The 25,378-nt window shown below is 61.0% G+C and carries 22 protein-coding genes; 13 read left to right on the top strand and 9 right to left on the bottom strand.

The annotated features are described in order from the left end of the window. Nucleotides 1-118: 118 nt before the first annotated feature. Nucleotides 119-937 carry a posphoenolpyruvate synthetase regulatory kinase/phosphorylase PpsR gene (gene ppsR / locus J5X93_RS18155; RefSeq protein ID WP_043206750.1) on the bottom strand — a complete coding sequence of 273 codons (819 nt, stop codon included), beginning with the start codon at nt 935-937 and terminating at the stop codon, nt 119-121. Nucleotides 938-1,115: 178 nt separating this feature from the next. On the opposite strand from ppsR, the gene ppsA reads away from it, so the two are divergent. From ppsA to J5X93_RS18110, 9 genes are all read left to right on the top strand, one after another. Further along, a complete protein-coding gene (gene ppsA, locus J5X93_RS18150; RefSeq protein WP_070573363.1) occupies nt 1,116-3,491 on the top strand; it encodes a phosphoenolpyruvate synthase in 2,376 nt (791 codons plus the stop codon). Nucleotides 3,492-3,587: 96 nt separating this feature from the next. Next, nucleotides 3,588-4,580, top strand: coding sequence for an alpha/beta fold hydrolase (locus J5X93_RS18145; protein WP_090343850.1), 993 nt, complete (start codon nt 3,588-3,590; stop codon nt 4,578-4,580). A 91-nt stretch (nt 4,581-4,671) separates the two neighbouring features. Beyond that, entirely contained in the window at nt 4,672-5,163 is a 492-nt protein-coding gene (gene rraA / locus J5X93_RS18140; RefSeq protein WP_043206744.1) for a ribonuclease E activity regulator RraA, read from the top strand. 27 nt (nt 5,164-5,190) lie between these two features. Continuing rightward, nucleotides 5,191-6,186: a divalent cation transporter CmaX gene (gene cmaX / locus J5X93_RS18135; RefSeq protein WP_250033770.1), complete on the top strand. Its 996-nt coding sequence runs from the start codon at nt 5,191-5,193 to the stop codon at nt 6,184-6,186. A gap of 111 nt (nt 6,187-6,297) precedes the next feature. After that, on the top strand, nt 6,298-6,549 hold the full coding sequence (locus J5X93_RS18130; protein WP_043206741.1) for a hypothetical protein: 252 nt from the start codon (nt 6,298-6,300) through the stop codon (nt 6,547-6,549). 2 nt (nt 6,550-6,551) lie between these two features. Beyond that, a complete protein-coding gene (locus tag J5X93_RS18125) occupies nt 6,552-7,376 on the top strand; it encodes a mechanosensitive ion channel family protein (RefSeq protein ID WP_043206740.1) in 825 nt (274 codons plus the stop codon). A gap of 113 nt (nt 7,377-7,489) precedes the next feature. Beyond that, a complete protein-coding gene (gene sigX / locus J5X93_RS18120; protein WP_043206738.1) occupies nt 7,490-8,056 on the top strand; it encodes an RNA polymerase sigma factor SigX in 567 nt (188 codons plus the stop codon). Between the two features lie 110 nt (nt 8,057-8,166). After that, on the top strand, nt 8,167-9,201 hold the full coding sequence (locus tag J5X93_RS18115) for an OmpA family protein (RefSeq protein WP_043206737.1): 1,035 nt from the start codon (nt 8,167-8,169) through the stop codon (nt 9,199-9,201). 230 nt (nt 9,202-9,431) lie between these two features. After that, nucleotides 9,432-10,457: a quinone-dependent dihydroorotate dehydrogenase gene (locus tag J5X93_RS18110; protein WP_043206735.1), complete on the top strand. Its 1,026-nt coding sequence runs from the start codon at nt 9,432-9,434 to the stop codon at nt 10,455-10,457. Nucleotides 10,458-10,556: 99 nt separating this feature from the next. Here the strand turns inward: J5X93_RS18110 and rmf are convergent, their stop codons facing one another. Beyond that, nucleotides 10,557-10,772 (bottom strand): ribosome modulation factor, encoded by a 216-nt coding sequence (rmf, locus tag J5X93_RS18105; protein ID WP_080642046.1) that lies wholly within the window; start codon nt 10,770-10,772, stop codon nt 10,557-10,559. Nucleotides 10,773-11,325: 553 nt separating this feature from the next. Between rmf and rlmKL the strand changes: the two genes are divergently transcribed. Beyond that, complete coding sequence (gene rlmKL / locus J5X93_RS18100) at nt 11,326-13,518, top strand: bifunctional 23S rRNA (guanine(2069)-N(7))-methyltransferase RlmK/23S rRNA (guanine(2445)-N(2))-methyltransferase RlmL (protein ID WP_090343852.1); 2,193 nt, start codon at nt 11,326-11,328, stop codon at nt 13,516-13,518. A gap of 96 nt (nt 13,519-13,614) precedes the next feature. Then, nucleotides 13,615-16,008 carry a sensor domain-containing diguanylate cyclase gene (locus J5X93_RS18095; protein ID WP_182815942.1) on the top strand — a complete coding sequence of 798 codons (2,394 nt, stop codon included), beginning with the start codon at nt 13,615-13,617 and terminating at the stop codon, nt 16,006-16,008. Nucleotides 16,009-16,270: 262 nt separating this feature from the next. Here J5X93_RS18095 and dacB read toward each other — a convergent pair whose 3' ends face one another. Further along, the gene (dacB, locus tag J5X93_RS18090; RefSeq protein ID WP_043206731.1) at nt 16,271-17,734 is read right to left on the bottom strand and encodes a D-alanyl-D-alanine carboxypeptidase/D-alanyl-D-alanine endopeptidase; all 1,464 of its coding nucleotides are present in this window, start codon (nt 17,732-17,734) and stop codon (nt 16,271-16,273) included. A 187-nt stretch (nt 17,735-17,921) separates the two neighbouring features. On the opposite strand from dacB, the gene J5X93_RS18085 reads away from it, so the two are divergent. Then, entirely contained in the window at nt 17,922-18,269 is a 348-nt protein-coding gene (locus tag J5X93_RS18085; RefSeq protein WP_043206729.1) for a YggL family protein, read from the top strand. 30 nt (nt 18,270-18,299) lie between these two features. On the opposite strand, the gene J5X93_RS18080 is transcribed toward J5X93_RS18085, so the two are convergent. From J5X93_RS18080 to J5X93_RS18055, 6 genes are all read right to left on the bottom strand, one after another. Further along, a complete protein-coding gene (locus tag J5X93_RS18080) occupies nt 18,300-20,474 on the bottom strand; it encodes a transporter substrate-binding domain-containing protein (protein WP_250033767.1) in 2,175 nt (724 codons plus the stop codon). Nucleotides 20,475-20,482: 8 nt separating this feature from the next. After that, entirely contained in the window at nt 20,483-21,103 is a 621-nt protein-coding gene (locus J5X93_RS18075; RefSeq protein WP_043206726.1) for a response regulator transcription factor, read from the bottom strand. Nucleotides 21,104-21,375: 272 nt separating this feature from the next. After that, a complete protein-coding gene (locus tag J5X93_RS18070) occupies nt 21,376-22,707 on the bottom strand; it encodes a deoxyguanosinetriphosphate triphosphohydrolase (protein ID WP_090343858.1) in 1,332 nt (443 codons plus the stop codon). 75 nt (nt 22,708-22,782) lie between these two features. After that, complete coding sequence (locus J5X93_RS18065; RefSeq protein ID WP_043206724.1) at nt 22,783-23,112, bottom strand: hypothetical protein; 330 nt, start codon at nt 23,110-23,112, stop codon at nt 22,783-22,785. Then, nucleotides 23,109-23,483, bottom strand: coding sequence for a phage holin family protein (locus J5X93_RS18060; RefSeq protein WP_043206723.1), 375 nt, complete (start codon nt 23,481-23,483; stop codon nt 23,109-23,111). Before J5X93_RS18060 ends, J5X93_RS18065 begins: the two co-directional genes overlap by 4 nt. 9 nt (nt 23,484-23,492) lie before the next feature. After that, nucleotides 23,493-23,807, bottom strand: a complete 315-nt coding sequence (locus J5X93_RS18055; RefSeq protein ID WP_043206722.1) for an ElaB/YgaM/YqjD family protein — start codon at nt 23,805-23,807, stop codon at nt 23,493-23,495. Between the two features lie 289 nt (nt 23,808-24,096). Here J5X93_RS18055 and J5X93_RS18050 point away from each other — a divergent pair, with 289 nt between their 5' ends. Then, entirely contained in the window at nt 24,097-25,305 is a 1,209-nt protein-coding gene (locus J5X93_RS18050; protein ID WP_250033765.1) for an ammonium transporter, read from the top strand. The last annotated feature ends 73 nt before the right edge of the window (nt 25,306-25,378 follow it).

Below are 25,378 nucleotides of genomic sequence, written 5' to 3'. Positions count from 1 at the left end.
AAAACAAAAAGCCCCGGCAGCGATGCCGGGGCTTTTTTCATTGGGGCTGTCGAGATTCGTGACGGCGGCGGGCACGTCTGCGGGAACGGATAGGCCCGCGAAACAAACGGCGCGGATGTTACTTGAAACGCCGCTCTACACCCTTCTCGACCAGAATCTTCGCCGAGATTTCCTCCACCGAGAAATGCGTGGAGTTGATGTGCGGGATGTTCTCCCGGCGGAACAGGCTCTCCACCTCGCGCACCTCGAACTCGCACTGGGCGAAGCTCGAATAGCGGCTATTGGGCTTGCGCTCGTGGCGGATGGCGGTGAGGCGGTCGGGGTCGATGGTCAGGCCAAACAACTTGTGATGGTACTTTTTCAGTACCGCCGGCAATTGCAGGCGTTCCATGTCGTCTTCGGTCAGTGGGTAGTTGGCCGCACGGATGCCGAATTGCATGGCCATGTACAAACACGTCGGCGTCTTGCCACATCGCGACACGCCCACGAGGATCAGGTCGGCTTTGTCGTAATAATGGGTGCGCGCGCCATCGTCGTTATCCAAGGCGAAGTTGACTGCCTCGATGCGCTCCATGTAGTTGGAGTTGCCGCCAATCGAGTGGGACTTGCCCACGGAATACGACGAATGGGCGGTCAATTCCTGCTCGAGCGGGGATAAAAACGTCGAAAAGATGTCGATCATGAAGCCGTTCGACGTTGCCAGGATTTCCCGAATGTCCTGGTTGACGATGGTGTCGAAAATGATCGGCCGCATGCCGTCCCGTTCGGCGGCAGCATTGATTTGCTGCACCATGCTCCGGGCTTTGTCCGGGGTGTCGATGTAGGGGCGAGTGAATTTATTGAAAGGAATGCTTTCGAATTGTGCCAGCAGGCTTTGGCCCAGTGTTTCTGCAGTGATACCGGTACCGTCGGAGATGAAGAACGCGGATCGTTTCATTTGCACCCTGGGCCTTAAGCTGCCGAAGTTTTCTGGAGTATGATAGGTTCGGTTTGCCGAACGTGACTGTTTGGCATTCTCACTTATTTTCCAGGTCCAGGCCACAAGCGTCCGGCCAAGTCAGTGTGACAGGCGGCCGCCCTTGAGCTTTTCCAATACAGTTAGTGGAGAGATCACCTTGGTAGAGTACGTAGTTTCCCTCGATAAGCTCGGCGTCCATGATGTAGAGCATGTGGGGGGCAAGAACGCATCCCTGGGCGAGATGATCAGTAACCTCGCAGGTGCCGGCGTATCGGTGCCGGGCGGCTTTGCCACTACGGCTCAGGCGTACCGCGATTTTCTCGAGCAGAGTGGCCTGAACGACCGTATCCACGCAGCCCTGGACGCGTTGGACGTCGATGATGTCAACGCCCTGGCCAAGACCGGCGCGCAGATCCGCCAATGGGTAATGGAAGCCGAGTTCCCGGCGCGTCTGGATGCCGAAATCCGCACCGCCTTCGCCGAAATGTCCCAAGGCAACGACAACATGGCCGTGGCCGTGCGCTCCTCGGCCACCGCTGAAGACCTGCCGGACGCCTCCTTCGCCGGACAGCAGGAAACCTTCTTGAACATCCGTGGCGTGGACAACGTGATCCGCGCCGCCAAGGAGGTGTTCGCCTCCCTGTTCAACGACCGCGCCATCGCCTATCGCGTGCACCAGGGCTTCGACCACAAACTGGTCGCCCTGTCCGCCGGCGTGCAGCGCATGGTCCGTTCGGAAACCGGCACCGCCGGTGTGATGTTCACCCTCGACACCGAGTCAGGCTTCCGTGACGTGGTGTTCATCACCGGCGCCTACGGCCTGGGCGAAACCGTCGTACAGGGGGCGGTCAACCCTGACGAGTTCTACGTCCACAAGCAAACCTTGCAGGCCGGCCGCCCGGCCATCCTGCGCCGCAACCTGGGCAGCAAGGCCATCAAGATGATCTACGGCGACGAGGCCAAGGCCGGTCGTTCGGTCAAGACCGTCGATGTCGACCGTGCCGACCGCGCGCGCTTCTGCCTGACCGACGCCGAGGTCAGCGAGCTGGCCAAGCAGGCCATGATCATCGAGCAGCACTACCAGCGCCCGATGGACATCGAGTGGGCCAAGGACGGTGACGACGGCAAGCTGTACATCGTCCAGGCACGTCCCGAGACCGTGAAGAGCCGTTCCAGCGCCAATGTCATGGAGCGCTACCTGCTCAAGGAGAAGGGCACTGTCCTGGTGGAAGGTCGCGCCATCGGCCAGCGCATCGGCGCCGGCAAGGTTCGCGTGATCCACGACGTCTCCGAGATGGACAAGGTCCAGCCGGGCGACGTGCTGGTCTCGGACATGACCGACCCGGACTGGGAACCTGTCATGAAGCGCGCCAGCGCCATCGTCACCAACCGCGGCGGGCGCACCTGCCACGCGGCGATCATTGCCCGTGAACTGGGCATTCCGGCGGTCGTCGGTTGTGGCAATGCCACTCAAGTGCTCAAGGACGGCCAGGGCGTGACCGTCTCCTGCGCCGAAGGCGACACCGGCTTCATCTTCGAAGGTGAGCTGGGCTTCGACGTCAAGCAGAACTCGGTCGACGCCATGCCTGAGCTGCCGTTCAAGATCATGATGAACGTCGGCAACCCGGACCGAGCCTTCGACTTCGCCCAACTGCCGAACGCAGGCGTGGGCCTGGCGCGCCTGGAGTTCATCATCAACCGCATGATCGGCGTGCACCCCAAGGCGCTGCTCAACTACGCAGGCCTGCCGGCCGACCTCAAGGAAAGCGTCGACAAGCGCGTGGCCGGTTACTCCGACCCGGTCGGCTTCTATGTCGAGAAGCTGGTCGAGGGTATCAGCACCCTGGCCGCGGCGTTCTATCCGAAGAAGGTCATCGTGCGCCTTTCGGACTTCAAGTCCAACGAATACGCCAACCTGATCGGCGGCAAGCTGTACGAACCGGAAGAAGAGAACCCAATGCTGGGCTTCCGTGGCGCCTCGCGTTACATCAGCGAGTCGTTCCGTGACTGCTTCGAGCTCGAGTGCCGCGCCCTCAAGCGTGTGCGCGACGAAATGGGCCTGACCAACGTCGAGATCATGGTGCCATTCGTGCGCACCCTGGGCGAGGCGAGCCAGGTGGTCGATCTGCTGGCCGAAAACGGCCTGGGCCGTGGCGTCAATGGTCTGCGTGTGATCATGATGTGCGAACTGCCGTCCAACGCCTTGCTGGCCGATGAGTTCCTCGAGTACTTCGACGGCTTCTCCATCGGTTCCAACGACCTGACCCAGCTGACCCTGGGCCTGGACCGTGACTCCGGCATCATTGCCCACCTGTTCGACGAGCGTAACCCGGCAGTGAAGAAGCTGCTGGCCAACGCCATCGCCGCGTGCAACAAGGCCGGCAAGTACATCGGTATCTGTGGCCAGGGCCCTTCGGATCACCCAGACCTGGCCAAGTGGCTGATGGAGCAGGGCATCGAGAGCGTATCGCTGAACCCAGACTCGGTGCTCGAGACCTGGTTCTTCCTGGCCGAGGATCAGGGCGCGGCATGATGCAATGAACGCGGAAGCGCTTCACGGCGCTCCTGCCTGGTTTCTTCCAGGGCGAGTTCCAGCGATGGATCCCGCCCTTTTTTGTGCAATCGACCTATGCAAAGCAGCAGTACCCTGTTTCCCGTGGCCTTGCTCAGCGCCGAGCGCCGGGGTGATCTGAGCGAGGATGTGTACCGGATCAAGGCCGGCAACAGCCCCGACCCCAGCGTCGAGTTGGCCGTTACACGCCTGGGGCTGGCCGACCAGGCCGTAGCCCAAGGCGTGCCGGTGATTCTCCTGCACGGCAGCTTCTCCAATCGCCGCTTCTGGTATTCGCCCAAGGGCGTCGGCCTAGGCGCCTTTCTGGCGCGCGCCGGGTTCGATGTGTGGATTCCGGAAATGCGCGGCCATGGACTTTCTCCCCGCAACCGCCACTGGCGTCACAACCGGGTGGCCGACTATGCCCGCTTCGACTTGCCGGTGATCGGCGCATTCATCCAGGAGCAGGCCGGCCAGGCGCCGCACTGGATCGGCCACTCCCTGGGTGGCACCATCCTCGCCGCAGCCCTGGGCGGCGCATATTTGGAAGCCGAGCAGGTGGCCAGCGCGGCGTTCTTCGGTACCCAGGTCAGTCGGGTCTATTGGCCGTTGAAGGTTCCGCCTGTGGCCTGGAGCGCGCGTTTGCTGCTCAAGCGCCTAGGTCAGCTGTCCGGGTCGCGGCTCAAACGTGGGCCGGAGGACGAGCCGATCGGTCTGGCCTTGGAGACCCTGGGCTGGCACGGCCTGTTCGGGCGTTTCGGCGACAAGCAGGACGACTGGTGGGCGGGGCTGGCGACCGTGAACGTGCCGGTGCTGGCAGTGGCCGGTGCGGCAGATTACCAGGACCCGGTCTGGGCCTGCCGCAAGTTGTTCGAGCAGTTGGGTGGCCAGCGCAAGCAGTTTTTACGGCTTGGCGCTGAAGAAGGCTTCGACGCATTCGGGCATGTGGACATGTTGGTTAGCAAGGCGGCCCAGGTGCAGGTATGGCCACTGGTGGAGCGCTGGCTGAGGGCCCCTGAATCACCGTTGCCGGGGGCTACGGTGGCCGCCGAATCCGCCGAAGAGCAGTAGCGGCTGACTGAGTAGTCTCGGATGACTGCAAGGCCCTCCCCGGTGTAGCCTTGCTCAAACCCGCTTTCGTTGTGACTGACAGGAGTTTGCCATGCAGCATTACGTAACGCCCGACTTGTGCGACGCCTACCCGGACCTGGTCCAGGTCCTGGAGCCCATGTTCAGCAACTTCGGTGGCCGCGATTCCTTTGGTGGCCAGATCGTCACGATCAAATGCTTCGAGGACAACTCGCTGGTCAAGGAGCAGGTCGAGCTCGATGGCAAGGGTAAGGTCCTGGTGGTGGACGGCGGTGGTTCGCTGCGCCGCGCGCTTCTGGGTGACATGCTGGCCGAAAAGGCGGCCAAGAACGGCTGGGAAGGCCTGGTGATCTATGGCTGTGTGCGTGACGTGGACGTGCTGGTGCAGACCGACGTCGGTGTCCAGGCCCTGGCCAGTCACCCGATGAAGACCGACAAGCGCGGTATTGGCGATCTCAACGTGGCCGTGACCTTCGCTGGGGTGACCTTCCGTCCGGGCGAATATGTGTATGCCGACAACAATGGCGTGATCGTCTCGCCAAGCCCGTTGAAAATGCCGGAGTGATGCGCCGCGCGCGCTGATGGAGCAGGAATGTTCGAGGAAGACAACGCGCAGTGGGGGCTGGTCCATGCCCTGGTGCTCGATGGTAAAGGCGGTGCGCGCTCAATTGCCCGGACAGCGCTGGATGCGCTCCAGTTGCAACCAGAGGAAAGCCTTTGGTTGCACTGGGATCGCAGCCATCCCCAGACGCGTACCTGGTTGCTCCAGGAGAGCGGCCTGAGCACCTTCGCCTGCGACTTGCTGCTGGAAGAGAACACGCGTCCGCGTCTGTTGCCCTTGGCCAACGAGCAGATGCTTTTGTTTTTGCGGGGCGTGAATCTCAATCCCGGCGCCGAGCCCGAAGACATGGTCTCGGTGCGGATCTTCGCCGAGGCCCGGCTAGTGATTTCGTTGCGCCTGCGACCACTGCGCGCCAGTGATGAAGTGCTTCAGCAATTGGACGAGGGCAGGGGGCCGAAGTCGGCCTCCGAGCTGTTGCTGCTGATGGGGGAGCTGCTTACCGAGAAGGTCCAGGCGTTGGTTAGCGACCTGTCGGAAGTGGTCGATCTCGAAGAAGAGAAGGTGGAAACCGATGAACGGTATTCGCCGGTGCAAGGCAGCCTGCAACAGATCCGCCGTCGTGCTGCTGGGCTACGGCGTTTTCTCGCCCCACAGCGGGAACTCTATGCGCAACTTTCGCGCAACAAGTGGAGCTGGTTCGGCGAAGGGGATGCCGACTACTGGAACGAGCTGAACAACAGCCTGATCCGCTATCTCGAAGAGCTCGAGCTGACCCGCGAGCGGGCCGCTCTGGTGCTGGAAAGCGAGGATCGACGGCGCAGTGAGCGGATGAACCGGACCATGTACCGCTTCGGCATCATCACCTGCATTTTCCTGCCGATGAGCTTCGTCACCGGCCTGCTGGGCATCAATGTCGGGGGCATTCCGGGCGCCGAGAGCCCGTATGGCTTCCTGTTCGCCTGCGCCGTGGTGCTGGGGTTGGCGGCGGGGCAATGGTGGCTGTTCCGACGGTTACGCTGGGTATAATGGGCTGTCCGGCCGGGGGATGCATGAGGCATTTTGAAACATCCGTCCCATATTCATGTGTGACCCGTAGTCCCGAGCCCTCGTCTTTGACAGACATTGCGCGAGGTGCCTATGCACGATCCGTTTGAAGAATCCTTGCGCGACCTGCTCAAGGCATCGCCGTCCGGCCAGGACCGAGACGATGCCGCATGCCTGGGTCGCGTCCTCAAGACCGCCAACCGCCAGGTCGGCGCGGGCGATCTGTTCAGCTTGCTGGGGCGCTGGAGCCAGGCGCTGATGATCGCTGTGAACAATGGCTCGGCGCATGTCGCGCCGGTGCGTCGCAACCCTGCCGCTGGCAGAAAAGCAGATAAGGCCGATTGAATATGGAACTCGATCTCTGGACCCAGAGCCTGGTCACCGCCATGACCGCCCTTTGGACCAAGGTGGCGAACTTCATCCCGAACCTGTTCGGCGCCCTGGTCGTGGTGTTGCTCGGCTTCGTGGTAGCCAAGCTGCTCGATACGTTGTTGTCCAAACTGCTGGCCAAGTTCGGCCTGGACCGCCTGATGAGCGGTACCGGTCTGACCAAGATGCTCAGCCGGGTGGGCATCCAGGTCCCGATTTCTACCTTGATCGGCAAGATCGTCTATTGGTTCGTGTTGCTGATTTTCCTGGTTTCGGCCGCCGAGTCCTTGGGCCTTGAGCGTGTCTCGGCCACCTTGGACATGCTCGCCCTCTACCTGCCCAAGGTATTTGGCGCAGCTCTAGTGCTGCTGGCTGGCGTGCTGTTGGCGCAGTTGGCCAATGGCTTGGTACGTGGCGCTGCCGAAGGCGTCGGTCTGGAGTATGCCGCAGGCGTCGGGCGTATCGCCCAAGGCCTGGTGATTATCATCAGCATCTCGGTTGCGATCAGCCAGTTGGAGGTCAAGACCGATCTGCTCAACCATGTCATCGTCATCGGCCTGATTACCGTTGGTCTGGCCGTTGCGTTGGCGATGGGGCTGGGCAGCCGGGAAATTGCCGGGCAAATACTGGCAGGCATCTACGTGCGCGAACTCTATCAAGTGGGCCAGCAGGTGCGGATTGGAGAGGTTGAAGGGCATATCGAGGAGATCGGTACGGTCAAGACGACCCTGCTGACCGATGATGGCGAATTGGTGTCGCTTTCGAATCGAGAATTGCTCGAACAGCGAGTCAATAGCCGCTAACCGCACAAAAGCTGTTAATGTATGCCGCCGCGAAAACGGCCCAAGGGGGCCGCGCGGCGACATTGACCTGACTGTCGGCCAGATCCGTTTTGAATAAAGTTCACTCGCCGCCCATGCGCTATGACCCCCGTGAGCTCACCGATGAGGAGTTGGTGGCGCGTTCGCATGAGGAGCTGTATCACGTAACGCGCGCCTATGAAGAACTCATGCGGCGCTATCAGCGGACCCTTTTCAACGTCTGCGCGCGTTATCTGGGGAACGACCGGGATGCCGACGATGTCTGCCAGGAAGTGATGCTCAAGGTGCTCTACGGTCTGAAGAACTTCGAGGGTAAGTCCAAGTTCAAGACCTGGCTCTACAGCATCACCTACAACGAATGCATTACCCAGTACCGCAAGGAGCGTCGCAAGCGACGGTTGATGGATGCCTTGAGTCTGGACCCTGTTGAAGAGGCGTCCGAAGAGAAGGCACCCAAGGCCGAAGAGAAGGGCGGACTGGACAGATGGCTGGTGCATGTGAACCCGATCGACCGGGAAATCCTAGTGCTTCGATTTGTCGCAGAGCTGGAATTTCAGGAGATCGCCGACATCATGCACATGGGCCTGAGCGCCACGAAAATGCGCTACAAGCGTGCGCTCGACAAGCTTAGAGAGAAATTTACGGGGCTGGCTGAAACTTAGCACCGCGTAAATATCTCTAACCAACCGGCAAGTTCTGCTAGACTTGCCGTCGAGTTGTCCCCCGGATGTTGGTGGGACTGCTTAACTATCACCAGATGGGGATTTAACGGATGAAATTGAAAAACACCTTGGGCTTGGCCATTGGTTCGCTTGTAGCCGCCACTTCGTTTGGCGCTCTGGCACAAGGTCAAGGCGCCGTCGAGACCGAACTCTTCTACAAGAAAGAGTTCTTCGACAGCCAGCGCGACTTCAAGAACGACGGCAACCTGTTCGGTGGCTCGATCGGTTACTTCCTGACCGACGACGTCGAACTGCGTCTGGGCTATGACGAAGTTCACAACGCTCGTGGCGAAGACGGTAAGAACATCAAGGGCTCCAACACTGCCCTGGACGCCGTTTACCACTTCAACAACCCGTACGACGCCATCCGTCCGTACGTTTCGGCTGGTTTCTCGCACCAGAGCCTGGGCCAGACCGGCCGTGGTGGTCGTAACCACTCCACCTTCGCCAACGTTGGCGCTGGCGCCAAGTGGTACATCACTGACATGTTCTACGCCCGTGCTGGCGTTGAAGCTCAGTACAACATCGACCAGGGCGACACCGAGTGGGCTCCTAGCGTCGGTATCGGCATGAACTTCGGCGGTAGCCCGAAGCAAGCTGAAGCTGCTCCGGCTCCTGTTGCTGAAGTCTGCTCCGACAGCGACAACGACGGCGTTTGCGACAACGTCGACAAGTGCCCTGACACCCCGGCCAACGTTACCGTTGACGCCGACGGCTGCCCGGCTGTTGCCGAAGTCGTACGTGTTGAGCTGGACGTCAAGTTCGACTTCGACAAGTCGGTCGTCAAGCCAAACAGCTACGGTGACATCAAGAACCTGGCTGACTTCATGAAGCAGTACCCACAGACCACCACCACCGTTGAAGGTCACACCGACTCCGTTGGTCCAGACGCTTACAACCAGAAGCTGTCCGAGCGTCGCGCCAATGCTGTCAAGCAGGTCCTGACCCAGCAGTACGGTGTTGAATCCAGCCGTATCGACTCGGTTGGCTACGGTGAGACCCGTCCGGTTGCTGATAACGCCACCGAAGAAGGCCGCGCCATCAACCGTCGCGTTGAAGCTCAGGTCGAAGCCCAGGCCAAGTAATTTGGTTTGATGCTTCATGAAAAACCCGGCCTCCGCCGGGTTTTTCTTTTTTCGGGGGACGCCCGGTGAGGGTCCCAGGAGAATTGCTGCACGCCTGTTTTCCAGGGATTCTCGTCCGCTTAGGGCACGCGATGTGGAACTGACAAGCAACCCATGAGCCTAGAGCCCTGTCGTCCGAGCCGCGCGGTGGCTATAATCGCCCCCTCACTCACCGCGAGTCTTGCCCGCCCATGTATACCCTGGCCCGCCAGCTGTTGTTCAAGCTTTCCCCGGAAACCTCCCACGACCTCTCCCTAGACCTGATCGGCGCCGGTGGCCGCCTCGGTCTCAATGGCCTGCTGTGCAAGCAGCCGGCGGCGCTGCCGGTGACAGTCATGGGCTTGAACTTTGCCAATCCGGTGGGCCTTGCCGCAGGTCTGGACAAGAACGGCGCCGCCATCGACGGCTTCGCCCAGCTCGGTTTCGGCTTTGTCGAAATCGGTACCGTGACGCCACGCCCGCAGCCTGGCAACCCCAAGCCGAGACTGTTCCGGCTGCCAGAGGCCACTGCGATCATCAATCGCATGGGCTTCAACAACCTGGGTGTCGATCATTTGCTGACGCGGGTACGTGCGTCGCGCTTCGACGGCGTGCTGGGCATCAATATTGGCAAGAACTTCGATACCCCGGTCGAGCGCGCGGTGGATGACTATCTGATCTGCCTGGAAAAGGTCTACACAGCCGCCAGCTACATCACCGTCAACGTCAGTTCGCCCAATACCCCAGGTCTGCGTACCCTGCAGTTCGGCGACTCGCTCAAGCAACTGCTCCAGGCGCTGGCCGTGCGCCGCGAACAACTGGCCAGTGAGCATGGCAAGCGTGTGCCGCTGGCGATCAAGATCGCCCCGGACATGACTGATGAAGAAACCGCCATGGTGGCCTCTGCGTTGCTCGAGACAGGCATGGACGCAGTGATCGCGACCAATACCACCCTGAGCCGCGAAGGTGTCCAGGGCCTGCCGTACGGTGAAGAGGCGGGCGGGCTGTCCGGCGCGCCAGTGCTCGAAAAAAGCACCCACACCGTGAAAGTTCTGGCAGGCGAGCTGGCCGGTAAGTTGCCGATCATCGCCGCAGGCGGTATCACCGAGGGGCGTCATGCAGCCGAGAAGATCGCTGCCGGCGCGAGCCTGGTACAGATTTACTCGGGCTTCATTTATAAAGGACCGGCGCTGATCCGTGAGGCAGTGGACGCGATTGCTGCCATGCCTCGGCCGTAAAAAGGCAGGCATAAAAAAGGGCCCCTTGAAGGGGCCCCTGGGCCTCAGCCCGCCGCCCGGATAGGGCGCGCATGGTGACTCGAATTCAGTGTCCTCGTCTCAGCCAACGGCGTGATTTTCGTTGAGTCTCTGGATGCCTGCGGTGCCGGTCATACCATCCCAGTTATCGCCCCGGCCCTCCCGCCAGCCATTGATCCAGGCTTGACGAACGGATGGCAGATTGAAGGGGCAAAGTTCGCGGGATTTGCCGGTAACCCCGTATTGGTAGCCACGTGAATATGCTCTTTCCAACGGATCACGCTTAAGTCTTCTCATAGGGTGTTGCCCTCACTTGTTGACTGTAATGTCCCGTCGGCCTCTCCGAGGCCGGGCAGAATCGTTCTGCCGGTGTGCGCTCGCTGCCGGCGTGGCGAGCAGAAAGTGTTGCCTCGTTGCGAGACAACCTGAGACCAGTTCTAACCAAAGCGGGTCACAGTGTGAATGATCGATTTGTCATAAGGACGTAACGTTTCATAGGGTCAAAGGATAAGTAAATAATTGCGACTCAACGTGATTTGTCCTTAAGCCCGCTATGATCAGGGTTTAATGCCCTTTGCAGTCATCTGGCCAGCGTCGTGGTCGGGTGTGCAGTAATAATTTGAAATGCGACGAAGGGTCACATGCGTGGCCGCGTTGCTGGAAATTTTCATACTGCCTGACGATCTAATCCACTTTCGCAGGGTGCGAAGGGGCTTGTCGTTCAGGTGGCCCGGCTTTCCCGGACTGCGGGCAAGGCCACCCGGACGCCTGCTGGAAGGGCGTGCGGGCAAACATCGGCGGGACGATGCGTCGGCCCGTCACTCAATCAGCCCAAGGCTCTGGATTGCTCATGTCGGACCGTTTCGAACTTTATCTCACTTGCCCCAAAGGTCTTGAAGGCCTGCTCGCCGAGGAGGCCCGTAGCCTGGGCCTGGACGATGTGCGGGAGCACACCTCTGCCATCCGTGGCTCGGCCGACATGGAAACCGCTTACCGCCTGTGCCTGTGGTCGCGTCTGGCCAACCGCGTGTTGTTGGTGCTCAAGCGCTTCGGCATGAAAAACGCCGATGAGCTCTACGACGGCGTGCATGGGGTCGAGTGGCAAGATCACTTGGCTGCTGACGGCACCTTGGCCGTGGAATTCAGTGGTCATGGCTCCGGAATCGACAACACCCATTTCGGTGCCCTTAAGGTCAAGGACGCGATCGTCGACAAGCTACGCAACCGCGAAGGACAGCGCCCGTCCGTGGACAAGATTGATCCTGACGTGCGTGTGCATCTGCGCCTGGATCGTGGCGAGGCGATCCTCTCCCTGGACTTGTCCGGACACAGCCTGCATCAACGCGGTTACCGTCTGCAGCAAGGTGCTGCGCCCTTGAAGGAGAACCTGGCGGCGGCGGTGCTGATCCGAGCCGGCTGGCCACGCATCGCCGCCGAAGGCGGCGCGTTGGCCGACCCGATGTGCGGTGTGGGCACGTTCCTGGTAGAAGCCGCGATGATCGCCGCGGATATCGCGCCCAACCTCAAGCGTGAGCGGTGGGGCTTCACGGCCTGGCTTGGCCATGTGCCGGCGTTGTGGCGCAAAGTTCACGAGCAAGCCCAGGCCCGCGCCCAGGCGGGTCTGGCCAAGCCTGCGCTGTGGATCCGCGGCTATGAGGCCGATCCGCGGCTGATTCAGCCGGGGCGTAACAACGTCGAGCGCGCAGGTCTGGGCGACTGGGTGAAGATCTATCAGGGCGAAGTCGGCAGTTTCGAACCGCGTCCGGACCAGAACCAGAAAGGCCTGGTCATCAGCAACCCACCCTACGGTGAGCGTCTGGGTGACGAAGCCAGCCTGCTGTACCTCTACCAAAACCTTGGGGAGCGTTTGCGTCAAGCCTGCCTGGGCTGGGAGGCGGCAGTGTTCACTGGCGCCCCCGAGCTGGGCAAGCGCATGGGTATTCGCAGCCACAAGCAGTACGCCTTCTGGAACGGCGCCTTGCCGTGCAAGCTGCTGCTATTCAAGGTTCAGCCCGACCAGTTCGTTACCGGCGAGCGTCGCCCGGCCGAGCCGGATGCAGGCGCTGCGCAGCGTCCGGCAGCCGTGGCCAGTGAACCGGCGCGCCTGTCCGAAGGCGCGCAAATGTTCGCCAATCGCCTGCAGAAGAACCTCAAGCAGTTGGGCAAGTGGGCCCGTCGCGAGCAGGTCGATTGCTACCGCTTGTATGACGCCGACATGCCCGAATATGCCCTGGCGGTGGACCTTTACCAAGACTGGGTGCACGTGCAGGAGTATGCCGCGCCACGCTCTGTCGATCCGGACAAGGCTCAAGCGCGTCTGCTCGATGCCTTGGCCGCCATCCCGCAGGCCCTGGGTATCGACCCACAGCGTGTGGTGCTCAAGCGCCGGGAGCGCCAGAGTGGGACGCGTCAGTACGAGCGCCAAGGTGCCGAAGGCCGCTTCCAAGAGGTGAACGAAGGGGGTGTAAAGCTGCTGGTGAACCTCACGGACTATCTGGACACCGGCTTGTTCCTCGACCATCGTCCGATTCGTCTGCGCATCCAGCGCGAGGCGTCGGGCAAGCGCTTCCTCAATCTGTTCTGCTATACCGCGACGGCCACGGTGCACGCCGCCAAGGGCGGGGCCCGCAGCACCACCAGTGTCGATTTGTCCAAGACCTATCTGGACTGGGCGCGTCGCAACCTGGCGCTCAACGGTTTTTCGGACCGCCATCGCCTGGAGCAGGGCGACGTGATGGCCTGGCTGGAAGGCAACCGGGACAGCTACGACCTGATCTTCATCGACCCGCCGACCTTCTCCAATTCCAAGCGCATGGAAGGGGTGTTCGATGTGCAGCGCGATCATGTGCAGTTGCTGGACTTGGCCATGGCACGCCTGGCGCCAGGCGGGGTGCTGTACTTCTCCAACAACTTCCGCAAATTCCAGCTCGATCCGAGTCTGGTCGAGCGATATGCCGTCGAGGAGATCAGTCATCAGACCCTGGATCCTGATTTCGCGCGCAACAATCGAATCCACCGGGCGTGGCGCATTCAGGCGCGATAAGCGGCGTGTATGAGGTTGCGTGGCTAGTGGCCAATAGCTATAACTGACGCGAAGGGCCCGACAATTCGCAGGACGCTGACGTGATGAGATTGCTTTATGTCGAAGTGTGGCGTTCGTGCGAAGGTGCTCGGCATGTTCCGCGAAGCGCTGCCCGCCTGGGGGGTGGCGTTGGTGGTCCTGGTCGCTGGCGGTCTGTTGACGGCGGCCTTGGCCATTGCCACGCAGAGCTTCTACACGCAGCAACTGCGTCAGCGCTTCGAGCTGTTGGCTAACGAGCGGTACAGTCGCATCGCCGAACGTTTCGACGACCAGGAGCAGCGCTTGGATGGCCTGCGACGGTTTTTCAGTTATTCCAACGAAATCACCCCGCAGGAGTTTGACGGTTACGCGCGGCCACTGTTGTACCGGACCCAGGCGTATTCCTGGGCGCCCCGGGTCGATGCTGGACAACGCGCCGATTTCGAGCGACGTGCCAGTGCCTGGCTTGGGCAGGCGTATCAGATTCGTGATCAGGACGCACAGGGTATCTGGCATCCTGCGCCCACGCGTGACTATTACTATCCGGTGCTCTATACCCAGGCGGCGTCCCTGCAAGGGCAGCCTTACGGCCTGGACTTGCGTGGACAGCCCCTTCGCGAGGCCACCCTTGTTCGGGCTAAGTCACCCGGCAGCATGGCGGTCTCTGCGCCGCTGGACATGATCAATGTCGAGCCTACCTATGCCCGTGGGGTGCTGGTCGTGGCGCCGGTGTTCGCTGATGGTGATCCCGGTGGGTTGCCTTCTGGCTATGTCATGGCGTTGCTGAGCATGCAGCGCTTGGTCGCCGAAGGGCTGCCGCCTGCCGCGGATGACAACCTGGTGGTGCGCATTATCGATACCTCCGGAGCCAAAGGGCCGCAGGTGCTGTTCGACTCACGCAACACCGTCGCCCAGGTGCCATTGGCCAGCACCCACCTTTTGCATCTGGCCGATCACCATTATCAGCTCGATATCCGTCCCAGCCGGGCTTTTCTCCAAGCCAACCGCTCCTCCGCGGTGGTGGTGGTCAGTTTGCTGGGTGGTTTGCTCAGCGTCTTGCTCAGTGCCTTGCTCTACAGCCTGTTCAGCCAGCGTCAGCGTGCCCTGGCACTGGTCGATCAGCGCACTGGCGAATTGCGGGTCAGCGAGCAGTCCTTGCGCGATACCCACAATCAGCTGCGCAGCGTATTGGACGCCGCGACACAGGTCGCCATCATCGCCACCAGCCTCAAGGGCCTGGTCAGTACCTTCAATGCCGGTGCCGAGCGCATGCTGGGCTATTCGGCAAGCGAAGCCATTGGTCAGTTGCGGCTGGAGGATCTGGTCCCCCCTGAGGAACTCAGCCAGCGCGCCCACGCCCTGAGCGTGCGCTATGGACGCGAGATCGGCGGTGGCCAGGCGATGTTTGCCGAGACCGTGCAGGAAAAAGGGACCGAGGCAGGGGAGTGGACCTTGGTGCGCAAGGATGGCAGCCGCCTGCTGGCCAACATGCTGGTCACTGCGGTACTGGACGAGCAGGGGTTGTGGGTTGGCTACCTGGCCATCTGCATCGACGTCACCGAACGGCGGCGCGTCCATGAAGCGCTGGCGGCCCGTGATCGGTTGTTGGAGAAGCTCAGCGCCGAAGTGCCCGGTGGGATCTACCAGTACCGCCTGGATGCCGACGGACACTCTTGTTTCCCCTATGCCAGCCAAGGCCTGCACGATATCTATGAAGTCGATCTGAAGACGCTGCGTGAGGATGCATCGGCGGTGTTCGAACGCATCCACCCCGATGACCTGGAGCGCGTCCGTCGCTCGGTCCGTTATTCGGCCTTGCACCTGACACCCTGGCGTGAGGAGTACCGCGTGATACTGCCTCAGGCGGGCCTGCGCTGGGTGCGCGGGGAAGCTACCCCCGAAATCGGTGAAGGAGGATGCACCTTATGGCATGGCTACCAGACGGACATCTCCGACCTCAAGCGGGTGGAGGAAGAGCTTCGGGCGCTTTCGGTCACCGATGCCTTGACCGGCATCCATAACCGGCGACATTTCCAGGAACGATTGCAGAACGAGCTGGAGCGTGCACAGCGTGACGGATTGGAGCTGGCGGTGATCATGCTGGATATCGATCATTTCAAGCGGATCAATGACCAGTACGGCCATGCGGTGGGCGATCATGTGTTGCGCAGCCTTTGCCAGCGGATCGGCAGTCGCCTGCGGCGTACCGATGTGTTTTGCCGTTTGGGGGGCGAGGAGTTCATGGTGCTTTGCCCGGGTAGCAATGCCGAGCAGGCACGATCATTGGCATTGGAGCTGTGGCAGGGGGTTCGCAGTGTTCCGGTCGATGGAGTGGGCCGGGTGACGGCGAGCTTTGGAGTGGCGGGTTGGCGACCGGGGGAGGGAGCTGATGCGTTGCTGTTGCGGGCTGACGCAGGGGTGTATGCGGCCAAGCAGGCGGGGCGGGATCGGGTTGAGGCGGAGTTGCGCTGAGGGTGGGATTGCCTGTAGGCGCGGCGGTTCGGTGCTCTGATTTACCCGCGAATTGGCCGGAACAAACAACACATTAATTAGCTTGTTTGCCTTTGGTGCGCTGTAGTTCAGTCGCCGCCGATCGTGACCTCAGGAGGCCGGAGGTGGGAGCCAGCGGTTTTGCCTACTTTGCTTGCGAGCAAAGTAGGTCGCCGTAAAGGCGAAAAGCGCCGGTGGCGCCCCACCCAGAATGGATATCACACTATCTGAAAGCCCAAGCCGATCAAGGCACGCCAGCCGCCGCAGTACTTCCCACCTTCGGCTGCCGGTAAAGATCCAGCAACACCTGATCCAACACCTGCGATGCCCCCCAGGGCTTGGGATCATTCAGAATCGCCGCCACCGCCCAGGTGTTTCCATTGCTATCCCGGCTGAACCCGGCAATCGCCCGAACGGTGTTCAGGGTGCCGGTCTTGATGTGCCCTTCACCGGTCATGGCCGTGCGCTTGAGCCGCTTGCGCATGGTGCCATCCATGCCTACCAGCGGCATGGAACTGATGAATTCGGCGGAGTAGGGGCTCTTCCAAGCTGCCTGCAGCAGCGCCGCCATCTCGCGAGTGCTGACCCGCTCTGCACGGGACAGGCCGGAGCCGTTTTCCATGATCAGGTGCGGCGCGGTGATGCCTTTTTTCGCCAGCCACTGACGTACCACACGCTGGGCTGCGCGGGCGTCGTCGCCGTCGGCATCCGTGCGGAACTGCGCACCCAGGCTCAGGAACAGCTGCTGGGCCATGGTGTTGTTGCTGTACTTGTTGATGTCGCGGATCACCTCGACCAAGTCCGGCGAGAATGCCCGTGCCAGCAGGCGTGCACCTTTGGGCACGTTCTCGATGCGATCGCGGCCCTGAATGCTACCGCCCAGTTCGTTCCAGATCGCTCGCACCGCACCGGCGGCATAGGTCGGATGATCGAGCAGCGACAGATAGGTCTGTGAGTTGCAGCCTTCGCCAAGCTGGCCACTGACGACTACGCTGACGCCGTCGGCCTGGGTGACCGGGTTGTAACGTACATCACCTGCACATTTTCTGGAGGCGACGGCCTTGACCTGGTTGTCGATGCGCACGTTCGCAAGCGGCGGCTCCATGGCCACAGTGACTTTTCCGCCATCGTTGCGGGCCACGAAGCGCAGGGCCTTCAGGTTGACCAGCAGCGAGTCGGGGCGGACCAGGAACGGCTTGTTCACATCACCGCCGTCGTCATTGAACTGCGGCAGGTTGGGCTGAACGAAATGGCTGCGATCCAGCACCAGGTCGCCCGTCACCGTGCGCACGCCGTTGGCGCGCAGGTCACGCATCAGCAGCCAGAGCTTTTCCATGTTCAGTTTCGGATCGCCACCGCCTTTGAGGTACAGGTTGCCGTTGAGTACGCCGTTGCTCAGGGTGCCATCGGTGTAGAACTCGGTTTTCCACTGGAAGGTGGGGCCCAGCAGTTCCAGCGCCGCATAGGTGGTCACCAGCTTCATGGTCGAGGCCGGGTTGACCGAGACATCGGCGTTGAACACGGTGGGCGTGCCGGGACCGTTGAGCGGCAGCATCACCAGGGACAGGGCTGAGTCCTGCAGTTTGTTGGCTTTGAGCGCCTGTTGCACTTTCGGCGGGAGGGTAGTGTTGACGGGCGCGGCCTGGCCAGGCATGGCGAAGGGCAGGAACAGGCTGGCGAGAATCAGGGGACGGAGCGTTTTGATCATGTGCAATTTGAACCCTGCGGACGAGGGAAAGTGACATTGGGGCTGTACAAGATGATGGCCCCAGGACGAAATATAGTGCGCATTATGCCCCAAGCGCATCCTCCATGGGCCATGTTCGACGGAAAAGCGCCGCAGCCGCCCGGAAACTGGTAAAGTGCCGCGCGTTAATACTCAAGAGGATAGTTTCATGGCCACCAACCGTTCCCGTCGTCTGCGCAAGAAACTGTGCGTGGACGAATTCCAGGAGCTGGGTTTCGAACTGAACCTGGAATTCAAGGAAGACCTGTCCGACGAAGCCATCGATGCCTTCCTCGATGCCTTCCTCGCTGAAGCCATGGATGCCAACGGCCTGGATTACGTCGGTGGTGATGACTTCGGCCTGGTTTGCCTGGCCAAGCGTGGCTCGGTCAGCGAAGAGCAGCGCGCCATTGTCGAAGCGTGGCTCAAGGGCCGCAGCGAACTGACCAAAATCGAACTCAGCCCGCTGCTGGACGCTTGGTATCCGGACAAGCCAATCAACACCCAGGCTTCCTGATCCGCCCCGAGCAGCGTTTTTACGCGCTGCTCATCCAGCCCTGGCCGGGTGTTGCAAATGCCTGGCCAGCGCTTTCTCCGTTCGGCGCATATGCCGTGCCAATACCTGCCGTCGCAGTTTTAGCTGTGCCAATGGCAAGGTTTCCTGCTCCAGTGCTTCACACGCCTCCATCAGATCCCTGGCTTCCAGCATCCTGGCCGTGCTGAGGATCTTGTGTGCCTGAGCGGCAATGGCCCGTGCATCTTTCGGGTCGATGGCCATCAGCGTGGCCAGGTCTTGTATCAAACTTTCCAGTAAGGCGTTGAGGAGTCGAGTACGGCTGTCCGGGTCGTCACCAACGATGGCGGACAGGCCCTCAAGGGCGAGTCGTTTGCTTGCCCTGCGCCTTGGCAACGCATGCCAACTCGGTTCGATGCCTGCCAGGCGCTGATTCAGCGTGTGCAGGCCTATCGGCTTGAGCAGACAGTCGTCCATGCCAACGTCCAGGCAACGCTGACGGACTTCCGGCTGGGCGTTGGCGGTGTAGCCAAGGATCAGGCAGCGTGGCCAGTCGCGTTGGCGCTCTATCGCGCGGATGGCTTCAGCGACTTGGTAGCCGTTCATTTGCGGCATGTTGCAGTCGAGGATCACCACATCGAAACCGCCCGCGCGCCATTTTTCCAGCCCTTCACGGCCATCGCTGGCGACGGACCGGCTCAGCCCCAGGAAACTCAACTGCTGTTCCATCAACAACAGGTTGGCCGGGTGGTCATCGATGACCAGTACGTTCAGCCCGCTGTTCGGTGTCTCCACGTCCTGCACCAGTGGGGTGGTCACCGGTGGCGCTTCGACGCGTTGCAGGGGCATTACCAGGGTCACATGAGTGCCGACGCCAGGCAGGCTCTTGATGCTCAGCGTCCCTCCCATCATCTCGCTCAGGCTATGACTGATCGCCAATCCCAAGCCGGCCATGATGCTGTCGCGGGTGATCGCGACCTGCCGGTTCTGCAGGTGCTCCAGGGACGCCGCCTGGTCACTGCCTGCGCGGGTGACCAGTACATAGGTGCTTTCCAGGTACGGCCGGCTGATATGCAGGGCACCATCGTGCTTTTCGTCGCTGGAAATGGCGGCGATGACATCGGCCCGGCCGTCCTTGAGTCGGGCCAGCATGTCCCGGATGCCGCTGGCCCGCTCGATCTCGAAGCGCAGACCCGTGCGCAGCCGGATCAGGTCCAGCAGATCGGCGGCGATACCGCGAAAGTTGCCGTTGCTGTCGAAGTAGGAAACCGGAGCGGCGGTCTCGTTGATCGCCACGCGCATCACCGGATGTTCCCGCAGCCATTGCTCTTCGCCGGCCGAGAGCTGAAGCTTGCGATCAGTCAGCAGATAATCGCTTCCCGCCCCCCAACGCTTGAAGATGCTGGCGGCCATGATGGGTGTCTGGCTCTCCAGGGTCGCATCGATCACCTCCTTGAGAATGGTGTCCTGGCGGCGCAGGGCGAAACTAAAGCCAATGGCCTCGTGCTTGCCGAAGCTCGCCATGCGCAAAGGCGGGAGATGGCCGCGATTGAGTTGGTAATGGGTCGAAATGGTATCGCCAATGAACACGTCGGCCTGGCCGAAAGCGACAGCATTCAGCGCCAATGTGGAGGAGCGAAATGCCAGCAGTTCGGCCTTCGGATAGGCACTGAGTACTTCTTTGGGCGAGAGATAGTGATAGAGCATGCTCAGGCGCAGCCCTTTGAGTTCGTCATCCAGTACGCGGCGCTCATGTTCTCGCGTCACCAGCACTGGCTGGTCGATCGCATAAGGACGAGAGAGCGCAAGACCTGCGACGGCTTCATAACCATTGGCGCTGCCAAGCAAGTCGATCCGGCCATGCTTGAGCGCTTCGATCGCTGACTGGCGGCTGTCGAAGCCCAGCACGCGGACCTTCAATCCCAACGCAATGCCGATCAGGCCAGCGTATTCAGCGGTGAGCCCTTGGTAGTCGCGCCCGCCTGTGGTGATATCGAAAGGTGGGTAGTCCGGGAAGGATGTACCGATCACCAACTCTTGTTTTTCAGCGAGCCATTGGCGCTGGGTCGGTGTCAGCATTGGCAGAACCGGCTTTAGCGACGAGCGCGTCAGGAGGTTGAGTGCTTTGGGCCTGTTTTGGTGGGCGTGCGCTGGATGGCAAGCCAGCGCAAGGGCAACGATAAACAGGCAGGTTAGGTACCGCCCCATGTCGCACCTCAAACCAGCGCGTTGCGTTTGGCGACATCAATCAGGTCGACCAGCGTCTGGACCTGAAGTTTTTGCATCAAGCGCTTTTTGTAGGTGCTGACGGTTTTGTTACTCAGAAACATGCCCTTCGCAATTTCCTTATTGCTCTTTCCTTGGGCGAAAAGTTGCAAAACCATAAGTTCTCTGTCGTTAACGTGTCGGAAAAGTCGTATCTCGTGGTCTGGAATAATCTGGCTGGTGTTAACCGCTTGGCTGGGGAAATAGTTGTAACCGGAGAGCACGGCTTTTATTGCACTAAGCAGTTCGCTCAGGTCCTCTTGTTTGCCGACATATCCGGCGGCTCCCGATTGCATGCAACGCACCGCGAAAAGGGCGGGGCATTGTGCTGTCAGTACCAGCACTTTCAAGGGTAAGGCCATGCTCTGGAAGCGGGACAGGATTTCGAGGCCATCGAGCTTGGGAATGGCAATGTCGAGGATCACCAAGTCGGGACGTGTCTCTCGGACCATCTGCATGGCATGGACGCCATTGTCCGACTCACCGACGACCTTGTAATTCTGGTTTTCCAGCAACATGCGAACCGCCATGCGGATAACGGGATGATCATCGACAATATATACAGAGTGCATATTCAACTTCCATGCGGCGGGTGTCGGAAATAATGCGCACCTTAGCTCAGTTGGAAGTCGTCGGACATGCGAGGAGCTGCCACGACTCGCATATGGGAAAATGCCTACAGTAAAAAGCTACGCGCGCTACGAATTGAGCGTGTTGACGTCACCAAAGGCACCTGGTTTAGTAACTTTTTATTTTTAGATATTGATAAGTGTTTAATTCTGTTGAGGGCTAATAAGAAATTTCCTTCAATTACTAGCCCTCAAGACTATTGGGTACCCAGCCCTCAGGGAGGGCTGGAGCGTCCGGTCATTTCACTGGCCATCTCGCTGGCATAGCTGTCGGTCATGCCGGCGATGAAATCGATCATGCGCAGGAAGGCTGTATGCAGCGAGTCGTGCGGGTCTGGAGCGTGATTACCGATCAAATCCAGTACACGTCGGCTCTTGAAGGAAGGTGTACGCCCGCCGTGCTGCTCCAATGCCGCCCCACAAAATGCATTGAGGAGAATCTCGAGGGTAGTGTAGGCACCGATCTCGTGCAGGGTCTTGCGTTTGTCCTGGAAGATTTTCTTGCGGGCCATGTCCTTGGCCTGGAGCACGCAACGCTTGGCTGGACCGTGCATGTGTTCGACCAGATCGCCAGGCAGGTGCCCGGCAAGCAAGGCGGTCTGTTGTTCAACGAAGGCCTGGGCTGCCGCGTTGGTCAAGTGCTCGATTGCCTTGCCACGCAGAATCGCCAGTTTGCGCCGCCGTGAGTCCGTGGGCCCCAGTTGACGGTAGGTTTCGGGCAAATCGTCACCTACTAGGTCGAGCAGCAGGGCCTCGACTTCGGCGTACTGCAGCAACTCCATCTCCAGCCCGTCTTCGAGGTCGATCAGGGCGTAGCAGATGTCATCTGCCGCCTCCATCAGGTATACCAGCGGATGGCGCGCCCAACGCTGCTGTTCGAGCTGCGGCAGGCCGAGCTTGCGGGCGATCTGCTCGAGCAGCGGCAATTCGCTCTGATAGCTACCGAATTTGTGTTTCTTATAGCCCAGGGCGTCGGCGTGGCGGGCGCTCCATGGATATTTGAGGTAGGTACCCAAAGTGGCGTAGGTCAGGCGGGTGCCGCCATCGAACTGGTGGTATTCGAGTTGGGTCAGTACACGAAACCCCTGGGCGTTGCCTTCGAAGTTGAGAAAATCTGCGCGCTCGTCATCGCTCATGTCGTCCAGCCAGCCACGTCCGGCGGCCTGCTGGAACCAGTGGCGAATGGCATCCTCGCCGGAATGGCCAAAAGGCGGATTGCCGATGTCATGGGCCAGGCACGCCGACTGCACGATCATGCCAAGGTCGCTGGGCTCGCACCAGGCCGGTAAGCGCTCGCGCAGGGTTTCGCCAACGCGCATGCCCAGCGAGCGACCGACGCAGCTGACCTCCAGTGAATGAGTCAGGCGGGTGTGGATGTGATCGTTGCTCGAAACGGGGTGGACCTGGGTTTTGCGCCCCAGGCGGCGGAAGGCACCGGAGAAGATGATGCGGTCATGGTCTTTGTGGAAGGGGCTGCGCCCCAGTTCCTCGGGGCTGTACAGGGCTTTGCCCAGGCGTTCGCGGGTCAGCAGGGTGTGCCAGTCCAAGGCTCGATCTCCCGTCAGGTGGACGCCATAGCTTCCCGTGTCGGGCGCGCCCGTGCAAGCAGCGGGCGCGATCGATCAGGGGCGTCGACTGTTGCGCAGGAACAATCGCACCAGCGGTGCCAGGCTAGTCCCCAGGCGCACGAGCCTGCCGAGGTTGCCGCTGCGCACGCCTTTGCCGGTGAGAAATCCCAGGGCGACCACAGCGCCCAGGCCCCAGAGCGGCGCATGCTTGATCCCCAGCCCATCTTGCAATGAATCGCCCATGCCACGCAGGCGGCGGACCGGCTCGAGCAGTTGCGCCGATTCGTGGTGGATCTGTTGGCGATGCATTTCAAGGCGCAGGCGCAGTAACGCCTTGCGCAGTTCACGGGGATTACGGGTGTTGGGCAGTTCGGGCAGGCTCATGGCAATAGGCGCTCCCTGTCCTTGGCGAGTTCTTCGAGGGTGGCACTGAAGGGGGACGACTCATCGAATACCGCCGCTTTCAGGCGCAGCCCACAGTACAGGGCGGCGATGCCGTAGAACACGCACAAGCCGATGATGCCAGCCAGGCGATAGCTGTCCCACAGCAACACCAGCACCAAGCCCGACAGGGCCGTCAACAGCAGGAGGGCGAAGACCAGGGCGAGGCCTGCGAACAGCAGCAGGCTCAGGGTGCGGGATTTTTGTTCCTGCAACTCGATGCCGAACAGCTCGATGTGGCTGTGCAGCAGGCCGAGCAACGCCGCGCCGAGGCGCTTGCCGGATGCGCTGGTGCCGGGGGCGTCGTTTTCCATGCTCACCCCTTAGCGTCGACTGGCCAGCAGGCCGATCAACAGGCCAACGCCGGCGGCAATGCCGATGGCCTGCCAAGGGTTTTCCTGGACGTATTGCTCGGCGCTGCCCAAGGCTGCCTGGCCACGTTCGCGGACCGAGTCCTGTGTCAGTTGCAGGGTTTCGCGGGCCTGGGCCAGACGGTCATGAAGCTGTTCACGCAGTTCGTCGGCCTGGTCGCCTGCCAGGTTGGCGGTGTCGGCGAGCAGCTTTTCGGTGTCGCGCACCAACGCCTGGAAGTCAGCCATCAGTATCTCTTGAGCAGTCTTTGCCGGTTTGCTGGCCATGGAGGCTCTCCCTGTAAAAGTGTGTGGCTATTTCGAGTGATGGGGTTGGCGGAAGGTTCAGTATGGCCGCTGGTACGGCCCTTGCTACCTCACGGAGCGTGGCCGCGCCGAATGCGTGCGCGGGCCATGCGATACCGATAAACCTTAACCCAATCCACGACAAACCCAAGAAAAAACCACGCAGGTCGCGCCCGGCTCACCGAAATAGGGCAAAGGCCTGGCACCGAATCGGTGCAGGGATGCGGGCTCTTGAACTGTCCTGGTGCCTTTTCAGCAGGTCTGCCTATTCATGGAAAACATGCACAGCGCGATGGACTCCCTCGTTCACGGCTCCAATACCTTGTTCCTCCTCATGGGCGCCATCTTGGTGCTCGCCATGCATGCGGGATTTGCCTTTCTGGAGGTCGGGACCGTACGTCACAAGAATCAGGTCAACGCTTTATCGAAGATCCTCAGCGACTTCGCGGTCTCGGCCTTGGTGTACTTCTTCGTGGGTTATTGGGTGGCCTATGGCGTGAGCTTCTTTCAGCCCGCCGCAACGCTGGCCGACGACCACGGTTATGCATTGGTCAAATGCTTCTTCTTGCTGACGTTTGCGGCGGCGATCCCGGCGATCATCTCCGGCGGCATTGCCGAGCGCGCTCGCTTCGTGCCGCAGCTGTGCGCCACGGCCTTGATCGTGGCGGTGGTCTATCCGCTCTTCGAAGGCGTGGTATGGAACGGCAACTTCGGGCTGCAGGCTTGGTTGCAAGCGCGCTTCGGAGCACCGTTCCATGACTTTGCCGGCTCGGTGGTGGTGCATGCCATGGGCGGCTGGCTGGCGCTGGCGGCGGTGCTGTTGCTCGGTGCACGCCGTGGGCGCTATCGCGAAGGGCGCCTGGTGGCCTTCGCACCGTCGAGCATTCCATTCCTGGCATTGGGGTCATGGATCCTGATCATCGGTTGGTTCGGCTTCAACGTCATGAGCGCCCAGACCCTGCAAGGGGTCAGTGGGTTGGTGGCGATCAACTCGCTGCTGGCCATGGTCGGCGGCACCTTGTCGGCCTTGCTGGCCGGGCGTAACGACCCGGGCTTTCTGCACAACGGCCCGCTGGCCGGATTGGTGGCTGTGTGTGCCGGTTCGGACGTCATGCACCCTGTCGGAGCGCTAGCCACGGGTTTGATCGCTGGCGTGCTGTTCGTCTGGTGCTTCACCGCGGCGCAGAACCGCTGGAAGATCGACGATGTCCTCGGGGTCTGGCCGCTGCATGGCCTGTGCGGCCTCTGGGGCGGTATCGCCTGCGGCATTTTCGGGCAGATGGCCCTCGGCGGGTTGGGGGGCGTCAGTCTGGGCAGTCAGTTGGTGGGCAGCCTGGCGGGCGTCATCGTGGCGTTGGCTGGTGGTTTTGCGGTCTATGGCCTGATCAAGCGGGTACACGGGCTGCGTCTTAGCCATGAGCAGGAATTCCAAGGCGCAGACTTGTCGCTGCACCGCATCGGGGCGACCAATCAAGATTGACGCGCGTCAGATGCGCGGGAGCAAGCATGGTCCTAGAATGGATATCCCGTTCCCGCAGACTCGAGGCGTGTCC

The organism is Pseudomonas sp. BYT-1 (assembly GCF_023611805.1).
Taxonomy (GTDB): domain Bacteria; phylum Pseudomonadota; class Gammaproteobacteria; order Pseudomonadales; family Pseudomonadaceae; genus Aquipseudomonas; species Aquipseudomonas guariconensis.
Note: the sequence above shows the minus strand (reverse complement) of the source record. Positions and strands in the feature narration are given on the sequence as shown.